This is a genomic window from Alishewanella sp. WH16-1 (assembly GCF_001441695.1).
Taxonomy (GTDB): domain Bacteria; phylum Pseudomonadota; class Gammaproteobacteria; order Enterobacterales; family Alteromonadaceae; genus Alishewanella; species Alishewanella agri.
Genome location: NZ_LCWL01000135.1, coordinates 32,484 through 55,624, shown reverse-complemented (window position 1 = coordinate 55,624; position 23,141 = coordinate 32,484). Strand labels below are relative to the sequence as shown.

Below are 23,141 nucleotides of genomic sequence, written 5' to 3'. Positions count from 1 at the left end.
AGCTCCCATGGCTGTAACTGCCGCATTAGTTAAAGAATTACGCGAGCGCACTGGCGCTGGCATGATGGATTGTAAAAAAGCATTAGAAGAGACCGGTGGTGACATCGAAGCGGCAATCGACGCCATGCGTAAAAGCGGCTTAGCCAAGGCTGCCAAGAAAGCCGGCCGTATCGCTGCTGAAGGCGTGGTATTAACCCGCGTTGCTAACGGTGTAGGTCTGGCGATTGAATTTAACTGCGAAACTGACTTCGTAGCCCGTGACGCCAGCTTCCTGGCCTTCGCCAACAGCGTTGCTGATCTGGCGCAAGCTCAGAACATCGACACCGTTGAAGCGCTGTTAGCGGCTGATCTGAATGGTACTTCGGTTGAAGATACCCGTGCTACTCTGGTTGCCAAAATCGGTGAAAACATCAACGTACGTCGTATCGCTAAAGTAACTGGCGCAGTGATCGGTCAGTATATCCACTCTGGCCGTATCGGTGTATTAGCCGTGCTGGAAGGTGGTAACGAAGATATCGCCAAAGACGTCGCAATGCACGTTGCAGCAAACAATCCAGGTTATGTTAACCCGGAAGATGTGTCTGCTGAAGTGGTTGAGCGTGAGCGTCAAATCCAGGTTGAAATCGCGGTTAACTCTGGCAAGCCACAAGAAATCGCTGAGAAAATGGTTGCTGGCCGGATGACTAAGTTCACTGGCGAAGTGAGCTTAACAGGTCAACCGTTCGTGAAAGATCCGTCAATCACGACTGGCGAATTCCTGAAGCAGAACGGCGCCAAAGCCATTTCTTTCATTCGTCTGGAAGTGGGCGAAGGTATTGAGAAGAAAGAAGAAGACTTCGCGGCTGAAGTTGCGGCTCAAATCGCTGCTGCCAAGAAGTAATTTGCGCTTTAGCAAATGGCGTAAAAACGCTAAAATAACCGCGACCTAAGTCGCGGTTTTTTTTTGCCCGGCTCGCATACACCCAAAAACATTACAGATACGGGTAGCTAACACCGCCGTGTCTGCAAGGATGACGGGTATAACTGCATAACAACACCAACAGCACTAGGGGTAACCATGAGTATCAATCCAAAACCTATGTATCGGCGCATTCTGTTAAAACTCAGTGGTGAGGCCCTGATGGGCGATGAAGGCTTTGGTATCGATCCGAAAGTGCTTGACCGCATGGCCCAGGAAATTAAAGAACTGGTTGAACTGGGGGTGCAGGTTGGTATCGTGATAGGCGGCGGTAACATTTTCCGCGGTGAAGGCCTGGCTAAAGCCGGGATGAACCGCGTCGTCGGCGACCATATGGGGATGCTAGCCACCGTAATGAACGGCCTGGCGATGCGCGATGCGCTGCACCGGGCTTATGTGAACGCCCGCATGATGAGTGCCATCCCATTAAATGGCGTCTGTGATGCCTATAGCTGGGCTGAAGCGATCAGTTTATTAAAATCGGGCCGGGTGGTGATTTTCTCTGCCGGTACCGGTAACCCATTCTTTACCACTGACTCTGCTGCCTGCTTACGCGGCATCGAAATTGAAGCCGATGCGGTGTTAAAAGCCACTAAGGTGGATGGCGTCTATTCTGCTGATCCGGTTAAAGATCCTAATGCTACGCTATACAGCCAACTCACCTATACCGAAGTGCTGGATAAAGAACTTAAAGTGATGGATTTAGCCGCTTTTACGCTGGCGCGCGACCATAATCTGCAAATCCGGGTGTTTAATATGAACAAACCCGGCGCCTTAAAGCGGGTGATTATGGGTGAGGCCGAAGGCACAACCATCGACCATCAGGAAAATTTACAGTAAACTAGCCGGCCTAATGGCGCCGTTGGCGCCACAGCTGGATAAATAAAAGGATAACGATCGTGATTAACGACATTATTGCTGACGCAAAAGTCCGGATGGAAAAAAGCGTAGACGCGCTGAAAAGCCAACTAACCAAAGTTCGTACCGGCCGTGCTCACCCAAGCCTGTTAGATGGTATTCAGGTTTCTTATTATGGCGCAGATACGCCACTGCGTCAGGTTGCTAACGTTTCTATTGAAGACTCCCGTACTCTGGCGATTACCGTTTTCGATAAAAGTCTGACGCAGGCGGTAGAAAAAGCCATTATGGCCTCTAACCTGGGTTTAAACCCAATGTCTGCTGGTACTGTGATTCGGGTGCCGCTGCCACCACTGACCGAAGAGCGTCGCAAAGATTTAGTTAAATTAGTACGCGGTGAAGCTGAGGGCGGCCGGGTCGCCATTCGCAATATCCGTCGTGATGCCAATGCCGATTTTAAAGCCTTACTAAAAGATAAAGAAATTAGTGAAGATGATGAGCGTAAGGCCGCAGATGAGATCCAAAAGATCACTGATCTGTTCGTGAAAAAAGTGGATGATGTGCTGGCCGAGAAAGAAAAGGAACTGATGGAAGTCTAAACCGGACTTGCAACGTCGATTTTCTGGTTATAGCGTCATAAAAGCGCCGTGTCAGTAATACTCCGCGGCGCTTTTTGTTAATGCCAGGCTGAACTCCGTCGCAGTGCTATAGCCTAACCGTCTTTTGGCAATAATAACAACACAGGTTCTACGGATGACTGCAGTACCTCAGCTAAAACAGCAAAGCTTGCCACAACATGTGGCGATTATCATGGATGGCAATGGACGCTGGGCCGAGCGGCAGGGTAAACCAAGAGTCTGGGGTCATAAAAAAGGGGTTGAAGCGGTCCGGCGCAGCGTCAGTTTTTGTCGCGAGTTGGGTATTCAATCGCTGACCTTATTTGCCTTTAGTAGTGAAAACTGGCGGCGGCCGAAAGAGGAAGTCAGCACCTTAATGCAGCTATTTTTAATGGTATTGCAGAAAGAAGTTAAGGCGCTGCACAAAAATAATATCCGCTTGAAAATTGTTGGCGATTTATCGGCATTTAGCGATAAGCTGGTGCAAAGCATTCGTAAGGCTGAGCAACTGACGGCCGAAAACACGGCCATGACGTTAAATATTGCGGCTAATTATGGCGGGCGTTGGGACATCGTAGCGGCCTGCCGAAAACTGGCAGAACAGGTACAAGGTGGTGAATTGCAGCCAGCAGACATTACCGAACAGGCATTAGGTGCTCAGGTGCAAATGGCAGAGCAGCCAGAACTGGATTTACTGATCCGTACCGGCGGTGATCTAAGGATCAGTAATTTTCTGTTGTGGCAGGCCGCTTATGCCGAGTTCTGGTTTACTGAAACGCTGTGGCCTGATTTTGACCAACAGGTGTTTTCAGAGGCGATTGCCGCTTATATTAATCGTGAACGGCGTTTCGGTTGCACCGGGGCGCAGATTCGAGAGCTTGCTGCAGCAAATAATAAAGGATAACAATATTGTTTAAGCAACGCGTGATCACTGCTTTAATTCTGGCGCCGCTGGCGCTGGCAGCAGTATTTTATTTGCCCTTATCGGGCTTTGCTGCCGTGCTGTCTGCAGCGTTTTTGCTCGGCTCGTGGGAGTGGAGTGGTTTTTGTGGTTTGGCCAATCGTCGTAGCCGGGCCAGCTATGTAGCACTGACCGCGATATTAATGGCGCTATTTTATGCCCTGACAACCTTTGATACTGCCGGCGCCCTGCTGAATAACACCCCTTTACTCAGTATTTTGTTACTGGGCGCTGCCTGGTGGTTGCTCGCTATTGTGCTGGTGCTGAGTTTTCCGGCCAGCCAACATCTGTGGGCCACTAGCGATTGGCGCCGGGCGTTAATGGGTTGGTGTACTTTATTGCCAGCCTGGGCGGCGTTGATCTTTATCCGCAACATCGGCTACGAACAATCGTCGTTCTATGGTGGCTGGCTGATTTTTGCCTTACTGGGTTTAGTTTGGGCGGCAGATATTGGTGGCTATCTGGTCGGTAAGCCGTTTGGAAAAACCAAATTGCTGCCTAAAGTCAGCCCCGGTAAAACGCTGGAAGGTTTGCTCGGTGGCTTAGGTCTGGTGTTATTAGTGTTGACGGCGTTACTTAGCTGGCAGAGCTGGCCTGGCGTCAGCTGGCACTGGTACCTGGCGGCGATAGCCCTGACTTTGTTATCGGTATTTGGCGATTTAAGTGAGAGTATGTTTAAGCGTGTTGCCGGTAAAAAAGACAGTGGCGCTTTTTTACCCGGCCATGGTGGCATTTTAGATCGGATTGACAGTCTGACGGCTACCGCACCTTTGTATGCATTGCTGCTGGCCTTTTTGGGTAAACAGTTTCTATGAAGCAGTTGGTGATTCTGGGGGCGACTGGCTCTATTGGTTGCAGCACCTTGTCGGTTGTCGCACAGCATCCGGATAAATACCAGGTACTGGCGTTAACCGCCGCTACTGCCGTCGATAAACTTTTTGCGCAATGTGTGCAGGTCAGGCCCCGTTATGCGGCGATGCAAGATCCTGCTGCAGCCGCTGAGCTGAAGTTTCGGCTACGGCAGGCTGGTCTGCTAACCGAGGTGTTAGCCGGTGAGCAAGGTCTGATTGAACTGGCTGCCCATCCGGATGCCGATATGGTGATGGCGGCGATTGTCGGCGCCGCAGGTTTACTGCCTACGCTGGCGGCAGTAGAAGCCGGTAAACGCGTGCTTTTGGCTAACAAAGAAGCACTGGTGATGAGCGGCGAGCTGTTTATGCAGAAAGTCGCAGCCCATGGTGCCACCTTATTGCCGATTGATAGTGAACATAACGCCATTTTTCAATGTTTACCGCTGGCGTTACAACAGGCTGCCGGTCGTGGTCGGCTTGCCGAACATGGCATTAGCCGTTTGCTGCTCACCGGCAGCGGTGGGCCTTTTCTGCATCGACCCTTGGCCAGTTTTGCTGAGGTGACACCGGCCGAAGCTGTCGCACATCCAAACTGGAGTATGGGCCAGAAAATCTCGGTTGATAGCGCTACCATGATGAATAAGGGGCTGGAATTTATCGAAGCGCGCTGGCTGTTTAATTGTTCGCCGGACGATATTCAGGTGGTGATTCACCCACAAAGTATTATTCATTCTATGGTGCAATATAGTGATGGTTCGGTATTGGCTCAGCTTGGTCAACCGGATATGCGCACCCCTATTGCCCATGCACTGGCGTTCCCAGAGCGGATCAGTAGTCCGGTGCCACCATTAGATTTCTTTCAGTTGTCAGCCTTCACCTTTAGTAAACCAGAGCCGGCCCGTTATCCCAATCTCTATTTGGCGATAGAGGCCTGTGCCGCCGGCCAGGGCGCGACTACCGCCCTAAATGCGGCTAACGAAGTGGCAGTGGCGGCGTTTTTGCGTGGTGAATTGTCGTTTCCCGGTATTAGTGAACTAAATCAGCGAGCCTTGGCAAAATTTGCTGGCTATGATGCCCGGAGTCTGGATGCTATATTGGCGCTGGATCATCAAAGTCGGGTTTATGCCCAGGCACAGCTAGGAAAAATCTGATGTTAGCCTTGTTATGGAATGTACTGAGTTTTGTCGTTGCACTGGGTATTTTAGTGACCGTGCACGAGTTTGGTCATTTCTGGGTAGCACGTAAAAATGGTGTGCTGGTAAAGCGTTTTTCTATCGGTTTTGGTAAGGCGTTATTTAGTTGGCGCGATCGCCAGGGTACCGAGTTTGTGGTGGCCGCTATCCCGTTGGGTGGTTATGTGCGGATGCTGGATGAGCGAATTGACCCGGTGCTGCCACAGTTTCGTGATCTGGCGTTTAATCATAAAAGCGTTTGGCAACGGATGGCGATTATTGCCGCTGGACCCGGCGCCAATTTTATTTTTGCGATTTTATTACTCTGGCTGATGTACCTGGTCGGTGTGCCGGAAGTTAAGCCGGTATTTAGCGGTGCGCAGCCCGCTTCGATAGCCGCTGCGGCCGGCGTGCGCGAGAACGAGCAGTTAATAGCGATTAATGGCCGCACGGTAAGAGATATCCGTAGTGCAAACTTATTGTTGGTGGAACAGCTCGGCCGGCCACAAATTACGTTGACGGTGCAAGACCGCGACAGTTTAGCCGAACGGCAACGGGTACTGGATACCCGGGATTGGCAATTTAATCCCGATCAGCAGTCGGTATTCTCCAGTTTGGGATTACAACTGCTTGGCCCGAAAGCAACCACGACGCTGGCCCAAATAACGCCAGGCTCAGCGGCGGAAGCGGCAGGTTTGCAAGTGGGTGATACCCTTCTGACGATTAATAGCCAGCCGGTAACTGAGTGGCAGCAGATCGAACAGTGGATCAGAAATCATCCAGAGCAGCCGCTGCAGTTAGAGATTAGCCGGGATGGCCAGACATTACAGCTAGTGGCAACGCCAGCCTTAACCACTGGCGCCGATGGTTTTAGCCAGGGGATGCTTGGCATAGTGCCACAAATTACACCCTGGCCAGATGATCTGATTTATACCCAGCGCTATGGCGTGTTCGCGGCCATTGGTGAGGGCTTTGCCCAAACCTGGCAGTTAACACGTTTGAGCTTTGCGATGGTGGGCAAGCTGTTAACCGGTGATGTCTCGGTGAAACATTTAAGCGGGCCAATTTCAATCGCTCAGGGGGCTGGTAGCACGGCCAGTATGGGGTTAATCGCCTTTCTGTCCTTTATGGCACTGATCAGTGTCAATCTGGCGGTGATCAATTTATTGCCGCTGCCTATTTTGGATGGCGGCCATTTAATGTATCTTGTGGTGGAACTAATACGCGGTAAACCTGTCTCTGAGAGAGCGCAGGAAATAGGTTTTCGCTTCGGTGCTTTAGTCCTGCTGATGTTAATGGGAATTGCGCTGCTCAACGATATTTCTCGTTTGTAATAAACTAATCATAAGTAGTTCAAATAATGACAATTAAGCGATTAGTAGCTGCGATCTTGCTTGCTACAGGCAGTCACTCAGTGTTTGCTGAAGAATCTTTTATCGTACAGGACATTCAGGTAGAAGGTCTGCAACGGGTGGCGTTAGGCGCGGCCCTGAATAATCTGCCGTTTAATGTTGGCGACACGGTGACCGACTACACCTTGTCGCGCAGTATCCGTACGCTATATGGCGCTGGCCATTTTGATGATATCCGGGTGTTCCGTGATGGCAATACCGTTATTTACCGGCTGCGTGAGCGGCCAACCATCAATAATATCGAGTTTGATGGCAACAAGGATATTAAAGAAGAGCAACTGTCGGAAAGTCTGGCCGGTAACCGCATTGTCGTGGGTGAGCCGCTGGACAAGACGATTCTGAAAAATATTGAAAATGGTCTGACAGAATTTTACCACGGCGTGGGTAAATATCAGGCCAAGGTTGAGGTTAAGGTCACGTACCTGCCACGTAACCGCGTCAATCTGAAGTTTGAATTTGAAGAGGGTGATCCGGCTTCGGTGCGCCAGATTAACATTGTTGGCAACACCTTATTTAGTAATGATGAATTACTCAGTGTGGTGGAGTCGAAGCAGGATATGCCGTGGTGGCGGTTCTGGACCTCGGATCGTTATCAGAAGCAAACCTTGCAGGGTGACATCGAAAAGATTAATAGTTACTACCTGGATCGTGGTTATTTACGTTTTAATGTCGATTCTTCACAGGTAGCGGTGAGCCCGGATAAAACCTCGGTTTACGTCACCTTAAATGTGACCGAAGGCGAACAATACAAAATCAGTGATATTAACTTCGTTGGTGATTTAATTGGTCAGGAAGAAATCATTCGTTCTATTCTGCCGTTGGAAAAAGGCCAGTTATATAATGGCGCTTTAGTCACCTTTACTGAAGAAAATATTGCCCGCTTACTGGCGCGTTTTGGTTATGCCAACTCGAAAGTCCGCACCATTCCTAACATTAACGATGACACTAAAGAAGTGGCACTGACCATCAGCGTTGATCCGGGTAAACGCGTATACGTGCGCCGGATTGATGTGAAAGGGAATGCCAATACCCGGGATGAAGTCATTCGCCGCGAATTACGGCAGATGGAAGGGGCCTGGTTATCCAATGATGCGTTGGAGTTGTCGAAAGAGCGGATCCAACGTCTGATGTATATCGAAAAAGTCGAGTTTGATACTGCGCCGGTGCCTGGTGTTGATGACTTGGTTGATGTTGGTTTTACTATTAAAGAGCAGCCATCGGGTAGTTTTAATGCCGGCGTCTCTTATGGCAGTTTCCAGGGCTTGTCGTTCCAGATTGGTGTTGAACAAAATAACTTCCTGGGTTCAGGTAACGCCGCAGGCATTAGTTTAAATACTAACAAGTACCAGAAAGGTGTTAGTCTGACTTACACCGATCCGTATTTTACGCTGGATGGTGTTAGCCTCGGCGGTCAGCTGTTCTATTCTGATCTCGATTACAGCCGTGCCTCGTCTAACCTGGAAGCCTACAACCAGAAACGTTATGGCGTGGGTGGCAGCATTGGTTATCCGATTAACGAATATAACCGTCTGAATTTTGGTGGTAACGTCTCGGTGAACAAGATCAATTCGATTAATGAATATGATCAATTGCGGCATTTCCGCGCAGTGCTGTTAGATGCCCGCAATCCGGATGGTGGCTACAACTTTACTAACTATGAGTTAAGTGCCGGTTGGATGCACAGTACGTTAAACCGTGGTTTATTCCCGACTGCAGGTCGGATGTTTAGTCTGACGTTGCGTGCGACCACCCCTAACTCCGACTTGCAATACTTCAAAACGCAGTTTGAAGCGCAGCAATATATTCCGCTAAGTCGCGATCATCAATGGTCATTCCGCAGCAAGCTGGAACTGGGCTATGGTAATGGTTATGGTGACAAAGATGGCTATGACTATACCTTACCGTTCACCGAGAATTTCTACGGTGGTGGCCAGAACTTACGTGGCTTTGAAAACCGGATTATCGGCCCGCACGCCATTTTCCGCGGCGCTAATGTGGTACCAGGGGTGCCGGATCCTATCGGTGGTAACAGTTCTTTCCCAAGTGACCCTGTAAATGACAACTATAATGTGTCTACACGGTCAATTGGTGGTAATGCGCTGGCGATGCTAACGCTGGAGTTGATAACACCAACACCGTTCCTGAAAGATGAAAACCGCAACTCAGTACGTACCAGTTTATTTATTGACGCCGGTAACGTTTGGGACACAGAATTTGATATTAATCGCTATGCCAATTTGGTACAGTTGCGGCAAGACAACCGTGAGCCGCTGCTGGTCGATTACTCTGATCCTGGATTGATCCGCGCCTCAGCTGGTGTGTCGGTGCAATGGATTTCGCCAATGGGCCCTCTCACCTTCAGCCTGGCGAAAATCATTAAAAAATACGAAGGCGATTTACAAGAAAACTTTAGCTTCAATATTGGTACAACCTTCTAAAACATGATAGGAATTAAGATGTTTAAAAGTAATTTAATTAAGTCTGCTGTTTTTGTCGTCGCCACCATGCTGTGTGCCGGTAGCCTGCAGGCCAGAGAAGTTAAAATCGGTTTCGTAGATGTGCAGGCCGTCGCCGCCAGCATCCCGCAATCACAGCAGGTGCAGGAAATCATCCGCACTGAGTTTGCTGCGAAAATCGAAGAAGTTAGCAAGCTGGAAAAAGACATTAGCTTTAACATCGAAAAACTGCGTCGCGATGGCCCAACCATGAGTGAAAAGCAACAACAGGAATTAACGGCTTCAGTAAACAAACAACGTGAACAGTATGAGAATCTGGCGCGTCCGTTAGATGAGCAGATCCGTCAACGCCAGGCCGAAGAACGTAACCGTATTCTGGGTATGATCAAAGCCGCTATCGATGTGGTGGCTGAACGCGAAAAGTTTGATGTGGTATTAAATGCCAATGCTGCGGTTTATGCCAAACCAGAATTCGACCTGTCTGAGAAAGTGATTCAGCAGGTAAGCAAGGCGAACTAATCTCGTGATTCTGTTATCTGTCTTAGCTGAAAAGCTTAACGCAGAGCTTATTGGAGACGCCGCTTGCGGCGTTTCTGCTGTTGCGTCCCTGGAAAATGCTGGCGCTGGCCAGTTAAGTTTTTTATCCAATAGTAAATACCGGCCCTATCTGGCACAAAGCACGGCGAGTGCGGTACTGGTTAAAGCCGATGATGTGCCCTTTGTGGCGCCGGGCGTTAATGTGCTGGTGGTAGCCGACCCCTATGTCGCCTTCGCCAAGGCCGCACAACTACTGGATACCACACCGGCCAGTGCTCAGCCCGGTATTCACCCTAGCGCAGTAATAGATCCCAGCGCCAGTATTGCCGCTGATGCAGCCATCGGCGCTAAAGCGGTGATCTCAGCTAATGCTGTTATTGCGGCTGGCGCGCAAATTGGTGCCGGTTGCTTTATCGGTGAAGATGCGGTAGTTGGTGCCAATACTAAAATTTGGGCCAATGTCAGTATTTACCATCGGGTGAGTATTGGTCAGCGTTGTGTGATTCAAAGCGGTGCGGTAATCGGTGCTGACGGCTTTGGTTTTGCTAATGAACGTGGCCGTTGGTTAAAGATCCCGCAGACCGGTTCAGTTCGCATCGGCGATGATTGTGAAATCGGCGCGAACACCTGTATTGATCGCGGCGCTATTGAAGATACGGTGATTGGCAATAATGTGATTATTGATAATCTGTGCCAAATTGCGCATAACGTGAAGATTGGTGATTATACGGCTATGGCTGGTTGTACCACTATCGCCGGCAGTACTACTATCGGCCGTTACTGTATAATAGGCGGCGCCGCCGTGATCAATGGCCATATTGAGATCTGCGATGGTGCTCAGATCTCCGGCATGGCGATGCTAATGAAACCGGTGACGGAAAAAGGCGTCTATACTTCAGGTTTACCGGCCACGACTAATGCCGAGTGGCGTCGCAATACAGCGAAGCTGCGGCAGATTGATCAGCTGTATCAGCGGGTAAAACAATTAGAAAAACAATTAGCAGCTGGCGGTGACAGTACCGCGGCAGCCACAGAGGATTAATTTTGGCTAATCAACTTAATAGCCTGGATATTCAGGAAATTATGGCATTATTGCCGCATCGTTATCCGTTTTTATTAATCGATAAAGTACTGGACTATACACCGGGTGAAAGTTTGACCGCGGTGAAAAATGTCACCATGAATGAGCCGGTGTTTACCGGACATTTCCCGGGGATGCCGATTTTCCCTGGGGTTTTGATTCTGGAAGCACTGGCGCAGGCTACCGGTATTTTGGGTTTTAAAACCGTCACAGAACGTAGCGAAAACGAGTTGTATTTATTTGCCGCCATTGACGAAGCGCGCTTTAAAAAACCGGTGGTACCAGGCGATACCATGATCCTGGAAGTGAAGTTCCTGAAGGAACGGCGGAACATGTGGAAATTCTATGGCGAAGCCAAGGTCGACGGCCAGGTGGTGTGCTGCGCTGAACTGATGTGTGCCAGAAGAGAGATGTAACGTGATCCATCCTACAGCGGTAATTGAAGCAAGCGCGAAAATTGGCAATAACGTCAAAATTGGTCCTTTTTGCTATATCGGGCATGGCGTTGAACTTGGCGATGACTGTGTGCTGGAATCGCACGTAGCAATCAAAGGCCCGAGCAAAATTGGCAAGGGTAATCACTTCTTTCAGTTTGCCAGTATTGGCGAAGCTTGCCAGGATAAGAAATATAAAGGGGAGCCAACCGAGTTACTGATCGGCGACTACAACGTATTCCGTGAGGGCTGCTCGGTGCACCGCGGCACCATTCAGGATAAAGGCCAGACCATCATCGGTAGCCATAACCTGTTTATGAATACCACCCATGTTGCGCATGACTGTGTGATTGGCAGCCATGTTATTTTTGCCAGTGGCGCGCAGGCGGCCGGCCATGTGCATATTGGTGATTGGGCGATCTTAGGCGGTATGACTGGCGTGCATCAGTTTGTGCATATTGGCGCCCACAGTTTTTGCGGTGGTGGCTCTATAGTATTAAAAGATGTGCCGCCTTATCTGATGGTGCATGGTTCGCCCTGCGTACCGGCCGGTATGAATACCGAAGGCTTGAAGCGCCGTGGTTTTAGCGCTGAAGTATTGCTAGAACTGCGCCGGGCTTATAAAGAAGTCTATCGTAAGGGTCAAACAGTACCTGAAGCTTTAGCGGCCCTGGCCGACAAGGCGGCAGAGGTGCCCGAGCTAAAAGTTTTTACTGATTTTATCGCCAATGCCAGCCGTGGTATTGTGCGTTAAGCTTGGTTGTGATGCAGAAAGCGCGCTTTGATGGCGCGTTTTTTATTTGAAGGTTTAACTCGCCGTCACGAGCCGTTAAGATAGCAAACCTTTCTAAGAATAATAACGTGACGCTTAGCACAGAACTCAGGAAAAGACCGCCGGATGATGGTTCAACAGACACCCCCGTTAAAAATTGCGCTGATCGCCGGTGAACATTCCGGTGATATTCTTGGTGCCGATCTGATTACAGCGCTGAAGCAACGTTACCCGGATGCGGAGTTTTTTGGTATTGGCGGCCCGCGGATGCAGGCACTCGGCTTTCGGGCCTTGTTTGAAATGGAAGAGCTGGCAGTGATGGGGTTGGTCGAAGTATTGGGCCGGCTCAGACGCTTACTGCAAATTAAGAAAGACATCACAGCCGCTATTCTGGCTGAGCAACCCGCAGTATTTATTGGTATCGATGCACCGGACTTTAATCTGCCGGTAGAGTTGGCATTAAAGCAGCAAGGCATTAAAACCGTGCATTATGTCAGCCCCTCGGTCTGGGCCTGGCGCCATAAACGGATTTTTAAAATTGCCAAAGCCACCAATATGGTGTTATCGCTGTTACCCTTTGAAAAAGCCTTTTACGACCGCTATCAGGTGCCTTGTACCTTTGTCGGCCATACCCTTGCTGACAGCATGCCGCTAACGGTAGATAAAACCGCGGCCAAAGCCGAATTGGGACTCGATCCGTTAAGGCCAGTGCTGGCCATTATGCCGGGCAGCCGGACTAATGAAATCAAACTGCTGGCGCCGGATTTTCTCAAGGCCGCGGCTTTACTGCAGCAACAAAATCCACAGCTACAGCTGGTGACCAATATGGTCACCACCGAAAAAGCGGCGCTTTGGCAAAGTATTAAAACTCAGGTGGCGCCTGAGCTTAAGATTCGCGAATTTACCGGCCAGGCGCGGCAGGTATTACTGGCCGCAGACAGCACCTTTATTGCTTCCGGCACCGCGACTTTAGAAGCCATGTTAGCGAAATGCGCGATGGTCGTTGGCTACCGCACCAACTGGCTAACCTATCAGATCGCCAAGCGACTGGTGAAACTGCAGCATGTCAGCCTGCCAAATTTACTGGCTGGACGTGGGCTGGTGACTGAACTGCTACAGGATGCCTTAACGGTACCGGCCTTGCTGCAGGCGATGCAACCGTTAGTCACTGGCGCACCAGCAACACTGCAGGCAGAATACCAGGCTTTACATCAGATATTGCGGCAGAATGCCAGTCAGGTTGCCGCCGCAACCATCGCTGAGGTGATGGCACCATGAGTTATCAACGTCCTGACGTTAAGTTAATCGCCGGTGTCGATGAAGTCGGGCGCGGCCCTTTGATTGGTGCTGTGGTAACGGCAGCAGTTATTTTGGATCCGGCGAAGCCGATCCTGGGGTTAACTGACTCAAAAAAACTGACCGAGAAAAAGCGTCAGCTGCTCGCTGAAGAAATTAAAGCCAAGGCGCTGTGCTGGGCGCTGGGTCGGGCCGAGCCGGCGGAAATTGACCAGCTCAATATCCTGCATGCCACCATGTTGGCAATGCAGCGCGCAGTGGCCGCTTTGGCGATCCAGCCACAGTGGGTGCTGATTGATGGTAACCGTTGTCCGTCGCTTGCGATGCCGGCCAGTGCGGTGGTCAAAGGTGATAGCCTGGTAGCGGAAATCAGTGCCGCCTCGATTCTGGCCAAGGTAGCGCGCGATCAGGAAATGGCCGACTTGGATAAGCTGTATCCACAGTTTGGTTTTGCCGCCCATAAAGGTTACCCGACCGCAGCACACCTGCAAGCCATTAGCGAACACGGCATTTTGCCGGCGCACCGGCGTAGCTTTAAACCGGTGCGGCTGATCGCCGAGCAGCTGGAGGCCAGTCGCTGATGAGTGAACCGCGTTTTATCCATTTACGGGTGCATAGCGACTTTTCAATGGTCGATGGCCTGGCCAAAACGAAACCTATTATCAAAGCGGCGGCAGCGCAGGGGATGCCTGCTCTGGCACTAACCGATCAGATGAACTTCTGCGGTCTGGTGCGTTTTTACAGTACCGCGCATGAAGCTGGCATCAAGCCGATTATTGGCGTCGATTGCTGGGTATTGCATCCGCTGTTTCCTGGGGAAAGCAGCCGGTTGCTGCTATTAGCAGCGGACAATGCCGGTTATCAGAATTTAACTCAGCTGATATCCAAAGCCTATTTGCGTGGTCATGTTGATGGCAAGCCACAGCTGGAGCATGACTGGCTGGCCGAGCATAGTAACGGTATTATCGTATTATCCGGTGGCAAAGACGGCCCGCTGGGCAAAGCCTTACTAAAAGAAAATCCGCACAGCGTCAGAGCGCTGGTGGATTTTTATCAGCAGCATTTTCCTGAGCGGTTCTATCTGGAGCTGGTACGCACTAATCGTCCGGATGAAGAGCGGTATTTACAAAAAGCAGTGCTACTGGCTGAAGCGGAGCAGTTGCCGGTGGTGGCGACCAATGAAGTGGTATTTTTAAAGCCGGAAGACTTTGCCGCCCACGAGATCCGGGTTGCCATCCATGATGGCTTTACGCTGGATGATAAACGCCGGCCAAAAAATTACTCCGCAGAGCAATATCTGCGTAGCAGCGAGGAGATGGCCGAGCTGTTTGCCGATCTGCCTGAAGCACTGGAAAACAGCGTCGAAATCGCCAAACGCTGTAATGTCACCATCCGGCTCGGGGAATACTTCCTGCCCGCCTTTCCGACCGGCGGCTTGTCGGATGCCGATTATCTGGTACTGAAATCACGTGAGGGTCTGGAGCAGCGCTTATTACAGCTGTTCCCGGATGAGCAGGTCAGGGCGGCGCGGCGCGGCGAATACGACGAGCGGCTGCAGATTGAACTCGATGTGATTAACCAGATGGGCTTTCCCGGCTACTTCCTGGTGGTAATGGAGTTTATTCAGTGGAGTAAGGATAATGATATTCCGGTAGGCCCGGGGCGGGGTTCCGGTGCCGGCTCGCTGGTGGCTTATGCGCTAAAAATTACCGATCTGGATCCGCTCGAGTTTGACCTGCTATTCGAACGTTTTTTAAACCCGGAGCGGGTGTCGATGCCAGACTTCGACGTCGACTTCTGTATGGATCGCCGCGATGAGGTGATCGATCACGTCGCCGAGCTGTATGGCCGCGAAGCGGTATCACAAATTATTACTTTCGGTACCATGGCCGCCAAGGCGGTGATCCGCGATGTTGGCCGGGTACTGGGCCATCCTTATGGCTTTGTCGATCGCATTTCGAAACTGATCCCACCAACGCCCGGCATGACGTTGGAGCAAGCTTTTAAAGAAGAACCACGCCTGCCCGAGCTGTATGACTCGGATGAAGAAGTCCGCGATCTGATTGATATGGCGCGCCGGCTGGAAGGCGTAACCCGTAATGCCGGTAAGCATGCTGGTGGTGTGGTGATAGCCCCAACCAAGATTACTGATTTCTCGCCGCTTTATTGCGATGAGCATGGCCAGAACCCGGTTACCCAGTTTGATAAAAACGATGTCGAATATGCCGGCCTGGTAAAATTCGACTTCCTCGGCCTGCGCACCCTGACCATTTTGCAGTGGGCGGTGAATATGGCCAATGCCCGGCTGCGCAAGGAAGGCAAGCCGCTGGTCGATATCAACAGCATCCCGTTGCAGGATAGCAAAAGCTATCAGATGCTGATGCGGGCCGATACCACAGCGGTATTCCAGCTGGAATCGCGTGGCATGAAAGATCTGATCCGCCGTCTGCAACCGGACTGCTTCGAAGATATGATCGCACTGGTGGCATTATTCCGGCCCGGGCCACTGCAATCGGGCATGGTAGATAACTTTATCGACCGTAAACGCGGCCGTGAAGAGATCTCCTATCCGGATGCGACCTGGCAGCATGAGTCGTTAAAACCGATCCTGGAACCGACTTACGGTATTATCCTGTATCAGGAACAGGTGATGCAGATCGCCCAGGTCTTGTCCGGCTATTCGCTTGGCGGTGCCGATTTATTACGCCGTGCCATGGGTAAGAAAAAGCCGGAAGAAATGGCCAAGCAGCGCGATACCTTCCGCGATGGGGCGGTACAAAACGGTATTGATCCCGAGCTGGCGATGAAAATCTTCGATTTGGTAGAGAAGTTCGCCGGTTATGGCTTTAACAAGTCACACTCGGCCGCCTATGCACTGGTATCCTACCAAACGCTATGGATGAAAGCGCATTACCCAGCTGAGTTTATGGCAGCGGTGATGTCGGCTGATATGGACAATACCGACAAGATCGTGACGCTGGTTGATGAGTGTGAGCGGATGCAGCTGACGCTGATCCCGCCGGATGTCAATACCGGCCAGTACAAATTTACCGTTAACGAGCAGGGGCATATTGTTTACGGTATCGGCGCCATTAAAGGGGTCGGTGAAGGCCCGATTGAAGCCATTATTGAAGCGCGTAATCAGCACGGCAGCTTTAGCGACCTGTTTGATTTCTGCGCCAAGGTCGATTTAAAGCGGCTGAACAAAAGGGTGATGGAAAAGCTGATCCTGTCCGGCGCCATGGACCGCCTCGGCCCGCCACTGGCCAAAGGTCAGCATGCTGGTCCGCAGCGCGCTATTTTGATGGCTAATCTGGAAGAGGCGATGCGGGCGGCAGAGCAACATGCTAAGGCGCAGGCGGTGGGACAGGACGATCTGTTTGGCTTATTGGCAGCAGATACTGACACCAGCAGCAGTAGCTATAAGCAGGTACCGCTGTGGCCGGATGAAATTTGGCTGGATGGTGAGCGCGAGACGCTGGGCTTATATTTAACCGGGCATCCGATCAATCGCTATCGCGACGAGCTAAAGCATTACGTGAACTGCCGGCTGGTTGAATTGCAGCCTACCAAGAAAGATCAAAGCATTCAGGTAGCTGGCCTCGTCGTGTCGGTGCGGGTGATGATTAACAAAAAGGGCCGGCGCTGGGCTATTGTGACACTGGATGATAAGTCGGCACGGCTGGATGTGCGCTTTTTCCCGGAACAGCTGGAAAGCTTTGAGCATTTGCTGCAAAAAGACCAGATCTTAGTTGTAACCGGACAGGTCAGCTTTGATGATTTTAATGGTGGCCTTACAATGTCCGGCCGCGATGTCAGCGAAATTACCGCTATGCGCGAAAAATCGCTGAAATCTCTGAATATCACTGTACAATCGCAGCAGATAGACCAGAATTATCTGCAAAAGTTACAAGACGCGCTGGCGGAGTATCGTGCCGGTACAGTACCGGTTTATCTTTGGTATCAGCGCGAGGAAGGGCAGGTCAGACTGCAGTTAGGGACAGCCTGGTGGGTGACGCCCGCCGACGCCTTGTTGCATCAGCTTAAGCAGCTGGCGACAATAGAATTGGAATTTAACTAATTTAGGTAGTGATAGTCGATGATGCTGAATTATTTAGAGTTTGAGCAACCGATTGCCGAACTGGAAGCAAAAATAGACGAATTACGCAATGTCAGTCGCAATGGCGATTATGATCTTGGGTTAGAAGAAGAGATTAACAAACTAAAAGAAAAAAGCCTGACACTAACCAAAAAAATCTTCGCTGAGTTAGGGGCCTGGCAAATTGCCCAGTTGGCACGCCATCCGCGCCGCCCTTATACCTTTGATTATATCGAGCATATGTTCAATGATTTTGATGAACTGTGCGGTGACCGCGCTTTTGCTAACGACAATGCCATTGTCGGTGGTACTGCCCGCTTAGGCGAGCAGGCAGTGATGGTCATTGGCCATCAGAAAGGCCGCGATACCAAAGAGAAGATCCGCCGTAATTTCGGCATGCCCCGCCCTGAAGGTTACCGTAAAGCCTTACGCTTAATGGAAATGGCTGAGCGCTTTAAGTTGCCGATTATCACCTTTATCGATACCCCGGGTGCTTATCCGGGCATTGGTGCTGAAGAGCGCGGTCAATCCGAAGCCATCGCCCGTAACCTGAAAGTGATGGCTGGCCTGAAAGTGCCGGTGATCTGTACTGTGGTCGGCGAGGGTGGTTCAGGTGGCGCCTTGGCCATCGGCGTTGGTGATAAAGTGAATATGCTGCAGTACAGCACCTATTCAGTGATTTCACCGGAAGGCTGTGCTTCCATCCTGTGGAAGAGTGCGGAGAAAGCCCCTCTGGCTGCCGATGCGATGGGTATTACCGCCGGTCGCTTAAAAGAACTGAAGCTGATTGATGAAGTGATTACCGAGCCACTGGGTGGCGCCCACCGCTCGCCGGAGCAAATGGCGGCGACGTTGAAAACGGCGTTGTTGCGTGATCTGGAAAAGCTGCAAAAGCTCAGTACACAAGAGTTGCTGGACAAACGTTACCAGCGGTTGATGTCGTACGGTTATTGCTAAGGCCAGTCCCTTGTCTGAAGCTTCAGACACAGCCGGATCACTGCCAGCAGCAGTGATTGCGGCGCAATCTGAACTGCAACAGGCGTTGCAACAACTGCTGCAGCGCCTGGCACCTCAACAGCTAACACTGGCTTACAGTGGCGGTCTTGACTCCCAACTGTTATTACACTTGCTGGCACCGCTTTGCCAGGCTGCCGCTATGCCGTTGACCGCTGTGCATGTCCACCATGGTTTAAGTGCGAATGCCGATCACTGGGCGGCTTTTTGTCAGCAGCAATGCCAGCAATTAGGGGTCGCGTTTCGGTTACATCGGGTTAAGCTGGCTGGCCGTGCCGATTTGGAGCAACAAGCCCGTGACGCCCGCTACCAGGTGCTCGCCACCTATATGCAGCAGCCGGGAACTGTACTGTTAACCGCTCATCATGCCAATGATCAGCTAGAGACCTTACTGTTGGCGCTTAAGCGGGGTGCTGGCCTATCTGGCTTGGCAGCGATGGCGGCAAGTCGTCCTTTTGGCCAAGGGCAGCTGCTGCGGCCCTGGCTGAATTTCCCTCGACAGCAATTATTGGAAGTTGCCACAGCGCTGCAATTACGCTGGGTCGAAGACGAGAGCAATAGTAACCCAGATTTTGACCGTAATTTTTTGCGGTTGCAGGTGGTGCCGGCGTTGACAGAGCGCTGGCCTGCGCTGCCCCGCACCGCAGCCCGCAGCTGCGAACATTTACAACAGGCCTTGCAGCTGGCCGATTATTACACCGGTATCGCTTTGGCCAGTTGTCTGCAGGCTGATTATCTGGATTTGCAGCAACTGGCTTTGCTGCCTGAATTACAGCAAGATTTGGTGTTACGCAAATGGTTGGCTGGCGTTGGCCTTAATCCATCGAGCCAGTGGCTGGCTACGCTGAAACAGCAGGTCATTGCCGCCAAAGATGACGCGCAGCCGCTGTTAATTTTAGGGCAGTGGCAGGTACGGCGCTTTTTACAGCGTTTATACCTAACCAGAGTGACATCGGCGCCGGAATTACTACACTGGCAGACGCAGCTGCAGTTAGCGCAGCCGCTGGCATTGCCTGTTGGTTGTGGTCAGTTAGTCTGGCAGCAAGAATCCGGTAACGATGCTTTACCGGTAACTGGCAAAGCCTGGCAGCTGGTATTTGGGCAGTTGAGTTTACCGTTTAAGCCGCTGGGGCAACGCACTAAACCATTGAAGCAATGGTTTAAATTATGGCGGGTACCGCCGTGGCAACGCGGACGGATCCCGTTATTGCTGACTGGTGGTAAGGTACAGCTGGTAGCAGGTTATGCCAGTGCCGTGGCGGCAACGGCAGCCACGGGCTGGCTTAATTGGCAGCAGCCAGACTGGCAAGCGGAGCCTTCAGCGGGCGAGCTGGACGAGGAATGCCAGCAAAACTAATAGTGCCGCCGCCAACCTTACCTTTGCCGCTGGTTTTAGCTTGATACAATGCCTCATCGGCCAGGTGGAACAGATCCCGGGCTTGCTGCTCCGACCCTAACCAGGCTAAACCAATACTGCAACCTACCTGATGTAACTTTAACAACGGATGTTTACTAATATGCTGCTGTAAGCGCGCCGCAATCAGCTCAGCATGGTCAGCGTCCTGATCTTGCAGCAAGACCGCAAATTCATCACCACCAAAACGGAACAAACTGTCAGTTGCTCTGAGCGTTTCCCGCATACAATCGGCCACCGCCAGTAACACTTGATCACCGGTGCTATGGCCTGCCAAATCATTAACCTGTTTAAAGTTGTCTAAATCCAGCAGCAGCAAGGCAAAGGGTTGCTGATGACGCTTGGCCAGTTGGATTGCTTTAGCAAAGCTATCGTCAAAAAATCGACGGTTTCCCAGCGTAGTTAAAGGATCCTTTAACGCCATTTGTTGTAAGCGGTTCACCAACAGGGCATTACGCAGCGCATAGAGCCATTCCGACTCCAGCAGTAATAATTGACGTTGGATCAGGGCACTAAAATTATAGCTACTTTGATATTTTAGTTGTCCCAGTAACTGGTGCTCTAAGACTAACTCGCTTTGATAGTCATGACGGCCAGGCTTTGACCCTGCCGCCTGAAAGTTACCCTGAGCGGTTTGTAGTTGCACTGCAGTCATCGGCAGCACCCGGCTGACATGCATGGCGAAGATATCCAGCTGCTGTTGTAAATCTAGCGTCGTTTGTAACTGACTGATCAGGCTGATCTCCTGACCATCAGTCAGCTCTTGCCAGCTGGAATCGGTGCTTAACTCGGCGCTAAAGTTGTTTTTTGCGGTTTCTTGCCACATGCCAATAACACTCCAAAAAATCTGCTGGTTGTTATTAAGCAAATACTATGCCTGAAATTTATCTTATTGTTATATAACAAATATTACTGCGATTAAATACCGGAGCCAAGATTATGACACCGGCTCAGCCGTCTCGGCGGCAAGAAATTGCATGATCTGTTGCTGCTGTCGCATACCATCCTGATAACCCAATTCAATTAAGCGACGGGTATAGAGTTGTTCGAATAACAAGTAACTGACCATACTTGAGTCCGAGTGTTGACGGATGCCAAAACTGCGTAATAAGGTCCGCACCGCCAGCGGCAGACATAAAAAATACTCGCTGGCTAACTGGTTAAAATTCTGGCTGGGATTAAGCAGTAAACTTTGCACCGGCTTGAGTTCAGTTTTTATTTTATGTTGCTGTAGTAGTTCGACGGTTTTATTAATCCGCTGCATCCGTTCAATATCGGAATTTAAGGTATCAGTGAACACCGTATCCATCAGGTGGCCAGCGATGGTTGCCAGATCAGGGTGATGTAACAGCCGTTGGCTTGGCTCATTTGGCCGCGGATCGTCAACGCCAATAATCAGAATTTTATCTGCGCCAAGGTGGATAGGGGCGCTCAGCGGGGCCAGCTGATTTACCGAGCCATCACCAAAATATTGCTGATGAATCCGTACTGATGGAAAAATCAACGGGATGGCCGCTGACGCCATCAGATGATGAATGCCCAGCAAAGTACGCTGACCACAGCGTTTAGCCCGGCGCCACTCACTGGCATTGTCGGATTGAAAAAACGTCACCGAGTCACCGTTGTTATAACAAGAGGCGGTAACGGCAAAGCTTGATAGGTAGCCACGCATAATATTGCGGTCGATGCGTTGTAAATCCAGAATGCGGGTCAGTAACTGTTTTAGCGGCCGGTTGTCCAGCAGACTGACCGGCCTTTTGTTGGCATAGTCAGCCTGAAAGGCGCTGTAAAAATTGCGAAACTGGTGCTGTATCAGGTGCAGATAATCGGCGTGATAGACCTGTTGGGTACGAAAATTACGCCAGACCGACTCAATTTTTTTTACGCCGAGATGAAAACAGGACGCATAGCAAGCCAGACCCGCGCCGTTCAGGGCGCCGGCTGAGGTGCCACAAATAATCTGAAACGGTAACGGGCTGCTGCGCGGATAGGCACTGGCTATCGCTTTTAACACCCCCACCTGATAAGCCGCACGGGCCCCGCCCCCGGTTAATAGCAGGGCGATTTTGCTGCCCGGTTTAGCGGGTAAATTTGGCATAAGACCCCGAAATGCAATAATCCGCTGAACTTTTTCCCTGTCAGATGCTCTTCGATTAATATAGGGGTAATATATCGCTGATTTGGCAACAGATTGCAATTGTCTTAGCAGTGTTCAAACCATAATTGATCATCTCAGGTAGGCCTTATGTCTCAACAAGCGAGTGCACAATCTTATTATTATGCCGGCTTAGCCGCGGTGGTACTGGTGATTATTGCCGCCGGTTGGTTGTTATTCCGGGATACCGAACAGGTTACTGAGCCTGCGCCCTTACCACCGGTAGTTGAACCTGCTACACCGCAGCAGCCGTTAGAAGCGGAGCCCTTGCCTGAGCCAGCAGTGACTGAGCCGGCTCCGGTTGCTGAACCTGTAGAGGCCGCTGCTACGCCGGCTGAACCGGAAGTGGTGGTGCCGTTACCGGCTTTGGATGAATCAGACACTGAATTAGCAGAGGCGCTACTGGCATTAAACTGGAAGGCGGGTTTGGCCGCTTTGTTTAACCGCGAAGAGATGATTCGTAATCTGGTGGTCACTGTCGATAATATTGCGCAGGGACAATTAGTGGCCGGTCATCCGGTGCTGGCAAAACCAGCTGATGGTTATCGCGTGCAGCCCGTGGCTGAAGGACGTTACCTGACAGCAGCAGATAACAGCAGTCGCTATGAGCCTTATTTACAGCTACTGGAGAGTGTGCCGCCGCGGCAAGTGCTGGCGTTAAAACGGCGCTATCAACCATTGCTGGATCAAGCCTTTGCTGAGCTGGGATACCCGGATTTGACCTTTGATCAACGCTTGCGCCAGGCGATTGCCGTGTTACTCAGCACACCGCAGGTGCCGGCCGGAGCAGAACTTAGCCGGCCATCGGTGATGTATACCTATGCCGATCCTAAGCTGGAGCAATTACCTGAAGCCCAGAAGCAGGTGTTGCGTTTATCGGCCGAGCAGCAGCAACGCTTCAAAGCATTGCTAACAACTTATCGGCAGGCGTTAGGTAATTAATCCGGCCTGGCCGTCGCTGCTTTTCTGAGCAAGGCTTTCAGGTAACAGTTAACAGCGCTTGCATTGCCAGGAGCATTTGCGGATAATGCGCGCCTGTGTTGGCAAAGCCTTT

Annotated in this window: 20 protein-coding genes; 18 read left to right on the top strand and 2 right to left on the bottom strand. The window is 51.1% G+C overall.

Annotation, left to right across the window (positions count from 1 at the left end; all coding sequences use genetic code 11):
* The first annotated feature begins 7 nt into the window (after positions 1-7).
* The 17 genes from tsf to tilS all read left to right on the top strand — a co-directional run bounded on the left by tsf (position 8) and on the right by tilS (position 19,875).
* The gene (gene tsf, locus AAY72_RS14485) at positions 8-880 is read left to right on the top strand and encodes a translation elongation factor Ts (protein ID WP_057788467.1); all 873 of its coding nucleotides are present in this window, start codon (positions 8-10) and stop codon (positions 878-880) included.
* Between the two features lie 177 nt (positions 881-1,057).
* Positions 1,058-1,798 (top strand): UMP kinase, encoded by a 741-nt coding sequence (pyrH, locus tag AAY72_RS14480; RefSeq protein ID WP_008984263.1) that lies wholly within the window; start codon positions 1,058-1,060, stop codon positions 1,796-1,798.
* Between the two features lie 59 nt (positions 1,799-1,857).
* Positions 1,858-2,415, top strand: a complete 558-nt coding sequence (frr, locus tag AAY72_RS14475) for a ribosome recycling factor (protein ID WP_008984262.1) — start codon at positions 1,858-1,860, stop codon at positions 2,413-2,415.
* A 154-nt stretch (positions 2,416-2,569) separates the two neighbouring features.
* Positions 2,570-3,337 (top strand): polyprenyl diphosphate synthase, encoded by a 768-nt coding sequence (gene uppS, locus AAY72_RS14470; protein WP_057788465.1) that lies wholly within the window; start codon positions 2,570-2,572, stop codon positions 3,335-3,337.
* 5 nt (positions 3,338-3,342) lie between these two features.
* On the top strand, positions 3,343-4,209 hold the full coding sequence (locus tag AAY72_RS14465) for a phosphatidate cytidylyltransferase (protein WP_057788464.1): 867 nt from the start codon (positions 3,343-3,345) through the stop codon (positions 4,207-4,209).
* Positions 4,206-5,396 (top strand): 1-deoxy-D-xylulose-5-phosphate reductoisomerase, encoded by a 1,191-nt coding sequence (gene ispC, locus AAY72_RS14460; RefSeq protein WP_057788462.1) that lies wholly within the window; start codon positions 4,206-4,208, stop codon positions 5,394-5,396. The genes AAY72_RS14465 and ispC overlap by 4 nt, the downstream gene beginning before the upstream one ends.
* The gene (gene rseP, locus AAY72_RS14455; protein WP_057788460.1) at positions 5,396-6,751 is read left to right on the top strand and encodes a sigma E protease regulator RseP; all 1,356 of its coding nucleotides are present in this window, start codon (positions 5,396-5,398) and stop codon (positions 6,749-6,751) included. The genes ispC and rseP overlap by 1 nt, the downstream gene beginning before the upstream one ends.
* Positions 6,752-6,777: 26 nt before the next feature.
* Positions 6,778-9,267, top strand: a complete 2,490-nt coding sequence (gene bamA, locus AAY72_RS14450) for an outer membrane protein assembly factor BamA (RefSeq protein ID WP_057788458.1) — start codon at positions 6,778-6,780, stop codon at positions 9,265-9,267.
* Between the two features lie 18 nt (positions 9,268-9,285).
* Positions 9,286-9,804 carry an OmpH family outer membrane protein gene (locus AAY72_RS14445; RefSeq protein WP_008984256.1) on the top strand — a complete coding sequence of 173 codons (519 nt, stop codon included), beginning with the start codon at positions 9,286-9,288 and terminating at the stop codon, positions 9,802-9,804.
* Between the two features lie 4 nt (positions 9,805-9,808).
* Positions 9,809-10,864, top strand: a complete 1,056-nt coding sequence (lpxD, locus tag AAY72_RS14440) for a UDP-3-O-(3-hydroxymyristoyl)glucosamine N-acyltransferase (protein WP_057788456.1) — start codon at positions 9,809-9,811, stop codon at positions 10,862-10,864.
* A 2-nt stretch (positions 10,865-10,866) separates the two neighbouring features.
* The gene (fabZ, locus tag AAY72_RS14435) at positions 10,867-11,319 is read left to right on the top strand and encodes a 3-hydroxyacyl-ACP dehydratase FabZ (protein WP_008951400.1); all 453 of its coding nucleotides are present in this window, start codon (positions 10,867-10,869) and stop codon (positions 11,317-11,319) included.
* 1 nt (position 11,320) lies between these two features.
* Positions 11,321-12,091: an acyl-ACP--UDP-N-acetylglucosamine O-acyltransferase gene (gene lpxA / locus AAY72_RS14430; protein ID WP_057788454.1), complete on the top strand. Its 771-nt coding sequence runs from the start codon at positions 11,321-11,323 to the stop codon at positions 12,089-12,091.
* Positions 12,092-12,235: 144 nt separating this feature from the next.
* Positions 12,236-13,387, top strand: a complete 1,152-nt coding sequence (lpxB, locus tag AAY72_RS14425; protein ID WP_057788452.1) for a lipid-A-disaccharide synthase — start codon at positions 12,236-12,238, stop codon at positions 13,385-13,387.
* On the top strand, positions 13,384-13,986 hold the full coding sequence (gene rnhB, locus AAY72_RS14420; protein ID WP_057788450.1) for a ribonuclease HII: 603 nt from the start codon (positions 13,384-13,386) through the stop codon (positions 13,984-13,986). Before lpxB ends, rnhB begins: the two co-directional genes overlap by 4 nt.
* A complete protein-coding gene (gene dnaE / locus AAY72_RS14415; protein ID WP_057788448.1) occupies positions 13,986-17,486 on the top strand; it encodes a DNA polymerase III subunit alpha in 3,501 nt (1,166 codons plus the stop codon). The genes rnhB and dnaE overlap by 1 nt, the downstream gene beginning before the upstream one ends.
* Positions 17,487-17,504: 18 nt before the next feature.
* Entirely contained in the window at positions 17,505-18,461 is a 957-nt protein-coding gene (gene accA / locus AAY72_RS14410) for an acetyl-CoA carboxylase carboxyl transferase subunit alpha (RefSeq protein WP_008984250.1), read from the top strand.
* Between the two features lie 10 nt (positions 18,462-18,471).
* A complete protein-coding gene (tilS, locus tag AAY72_RS14405; protein ID WP_231728977.1) occupies positions 18,472-19,875 on the top strand; it encodes a tRNA lysidine(34) synthetase TilS in 1,404 nt (467 codons plus the stop codon).
* Here the strand turns inward: tilS and AAY72_RS14400 are convergent.
* Together AAY72_RS14400 and AAY72_RS14395 are read right to left on the bottom strand one after the other, a co-directional pair.
* Positions 19,802-20,758: a GGDEF domain-containing protein gene (locus tag AAY72_RS14400; protein ID WP_057788510.1), complete on the bottom strand. Its 957-nt coding sequence runs from the start codon at positions 20,756-20,758 to the stop codon at positions 19,802-19,804. The two genes, tilS and AAY72_RS14400, sit on opposite strands and share 74 nt — an antisense overlap.
* Positions 20,759-20,869: 111 nt before the next feature.
* On the bottom strand, positions 20,870-22,030 hold the full coding sequence (locus tag AAY72_RS14395; protein WP_057788446.1) for a patatin-like phospholipase family protein: 1,161 nt from the start codon (positions 22,028-22,030) through the stop codon (positions 20,870-20,872).
* A gap of 147 nt (positions 22,031-22,177) precedes the next feature.
* Here AAY72_RS14395 and AAY72_RS14390 point away from each other — a divergent pair, with 147 nt between their 5' ends.
* Entirely contained in the window at positions 22,178-23,029 is an 852-nt protein-coding gene (locus AAY72_RS14390; protein WP_057788444.1) for a DUF3014 domain-containing protein, read from the top strand.
* Positions 23,030-23,141: the final 112 nt, after the last annotated feature.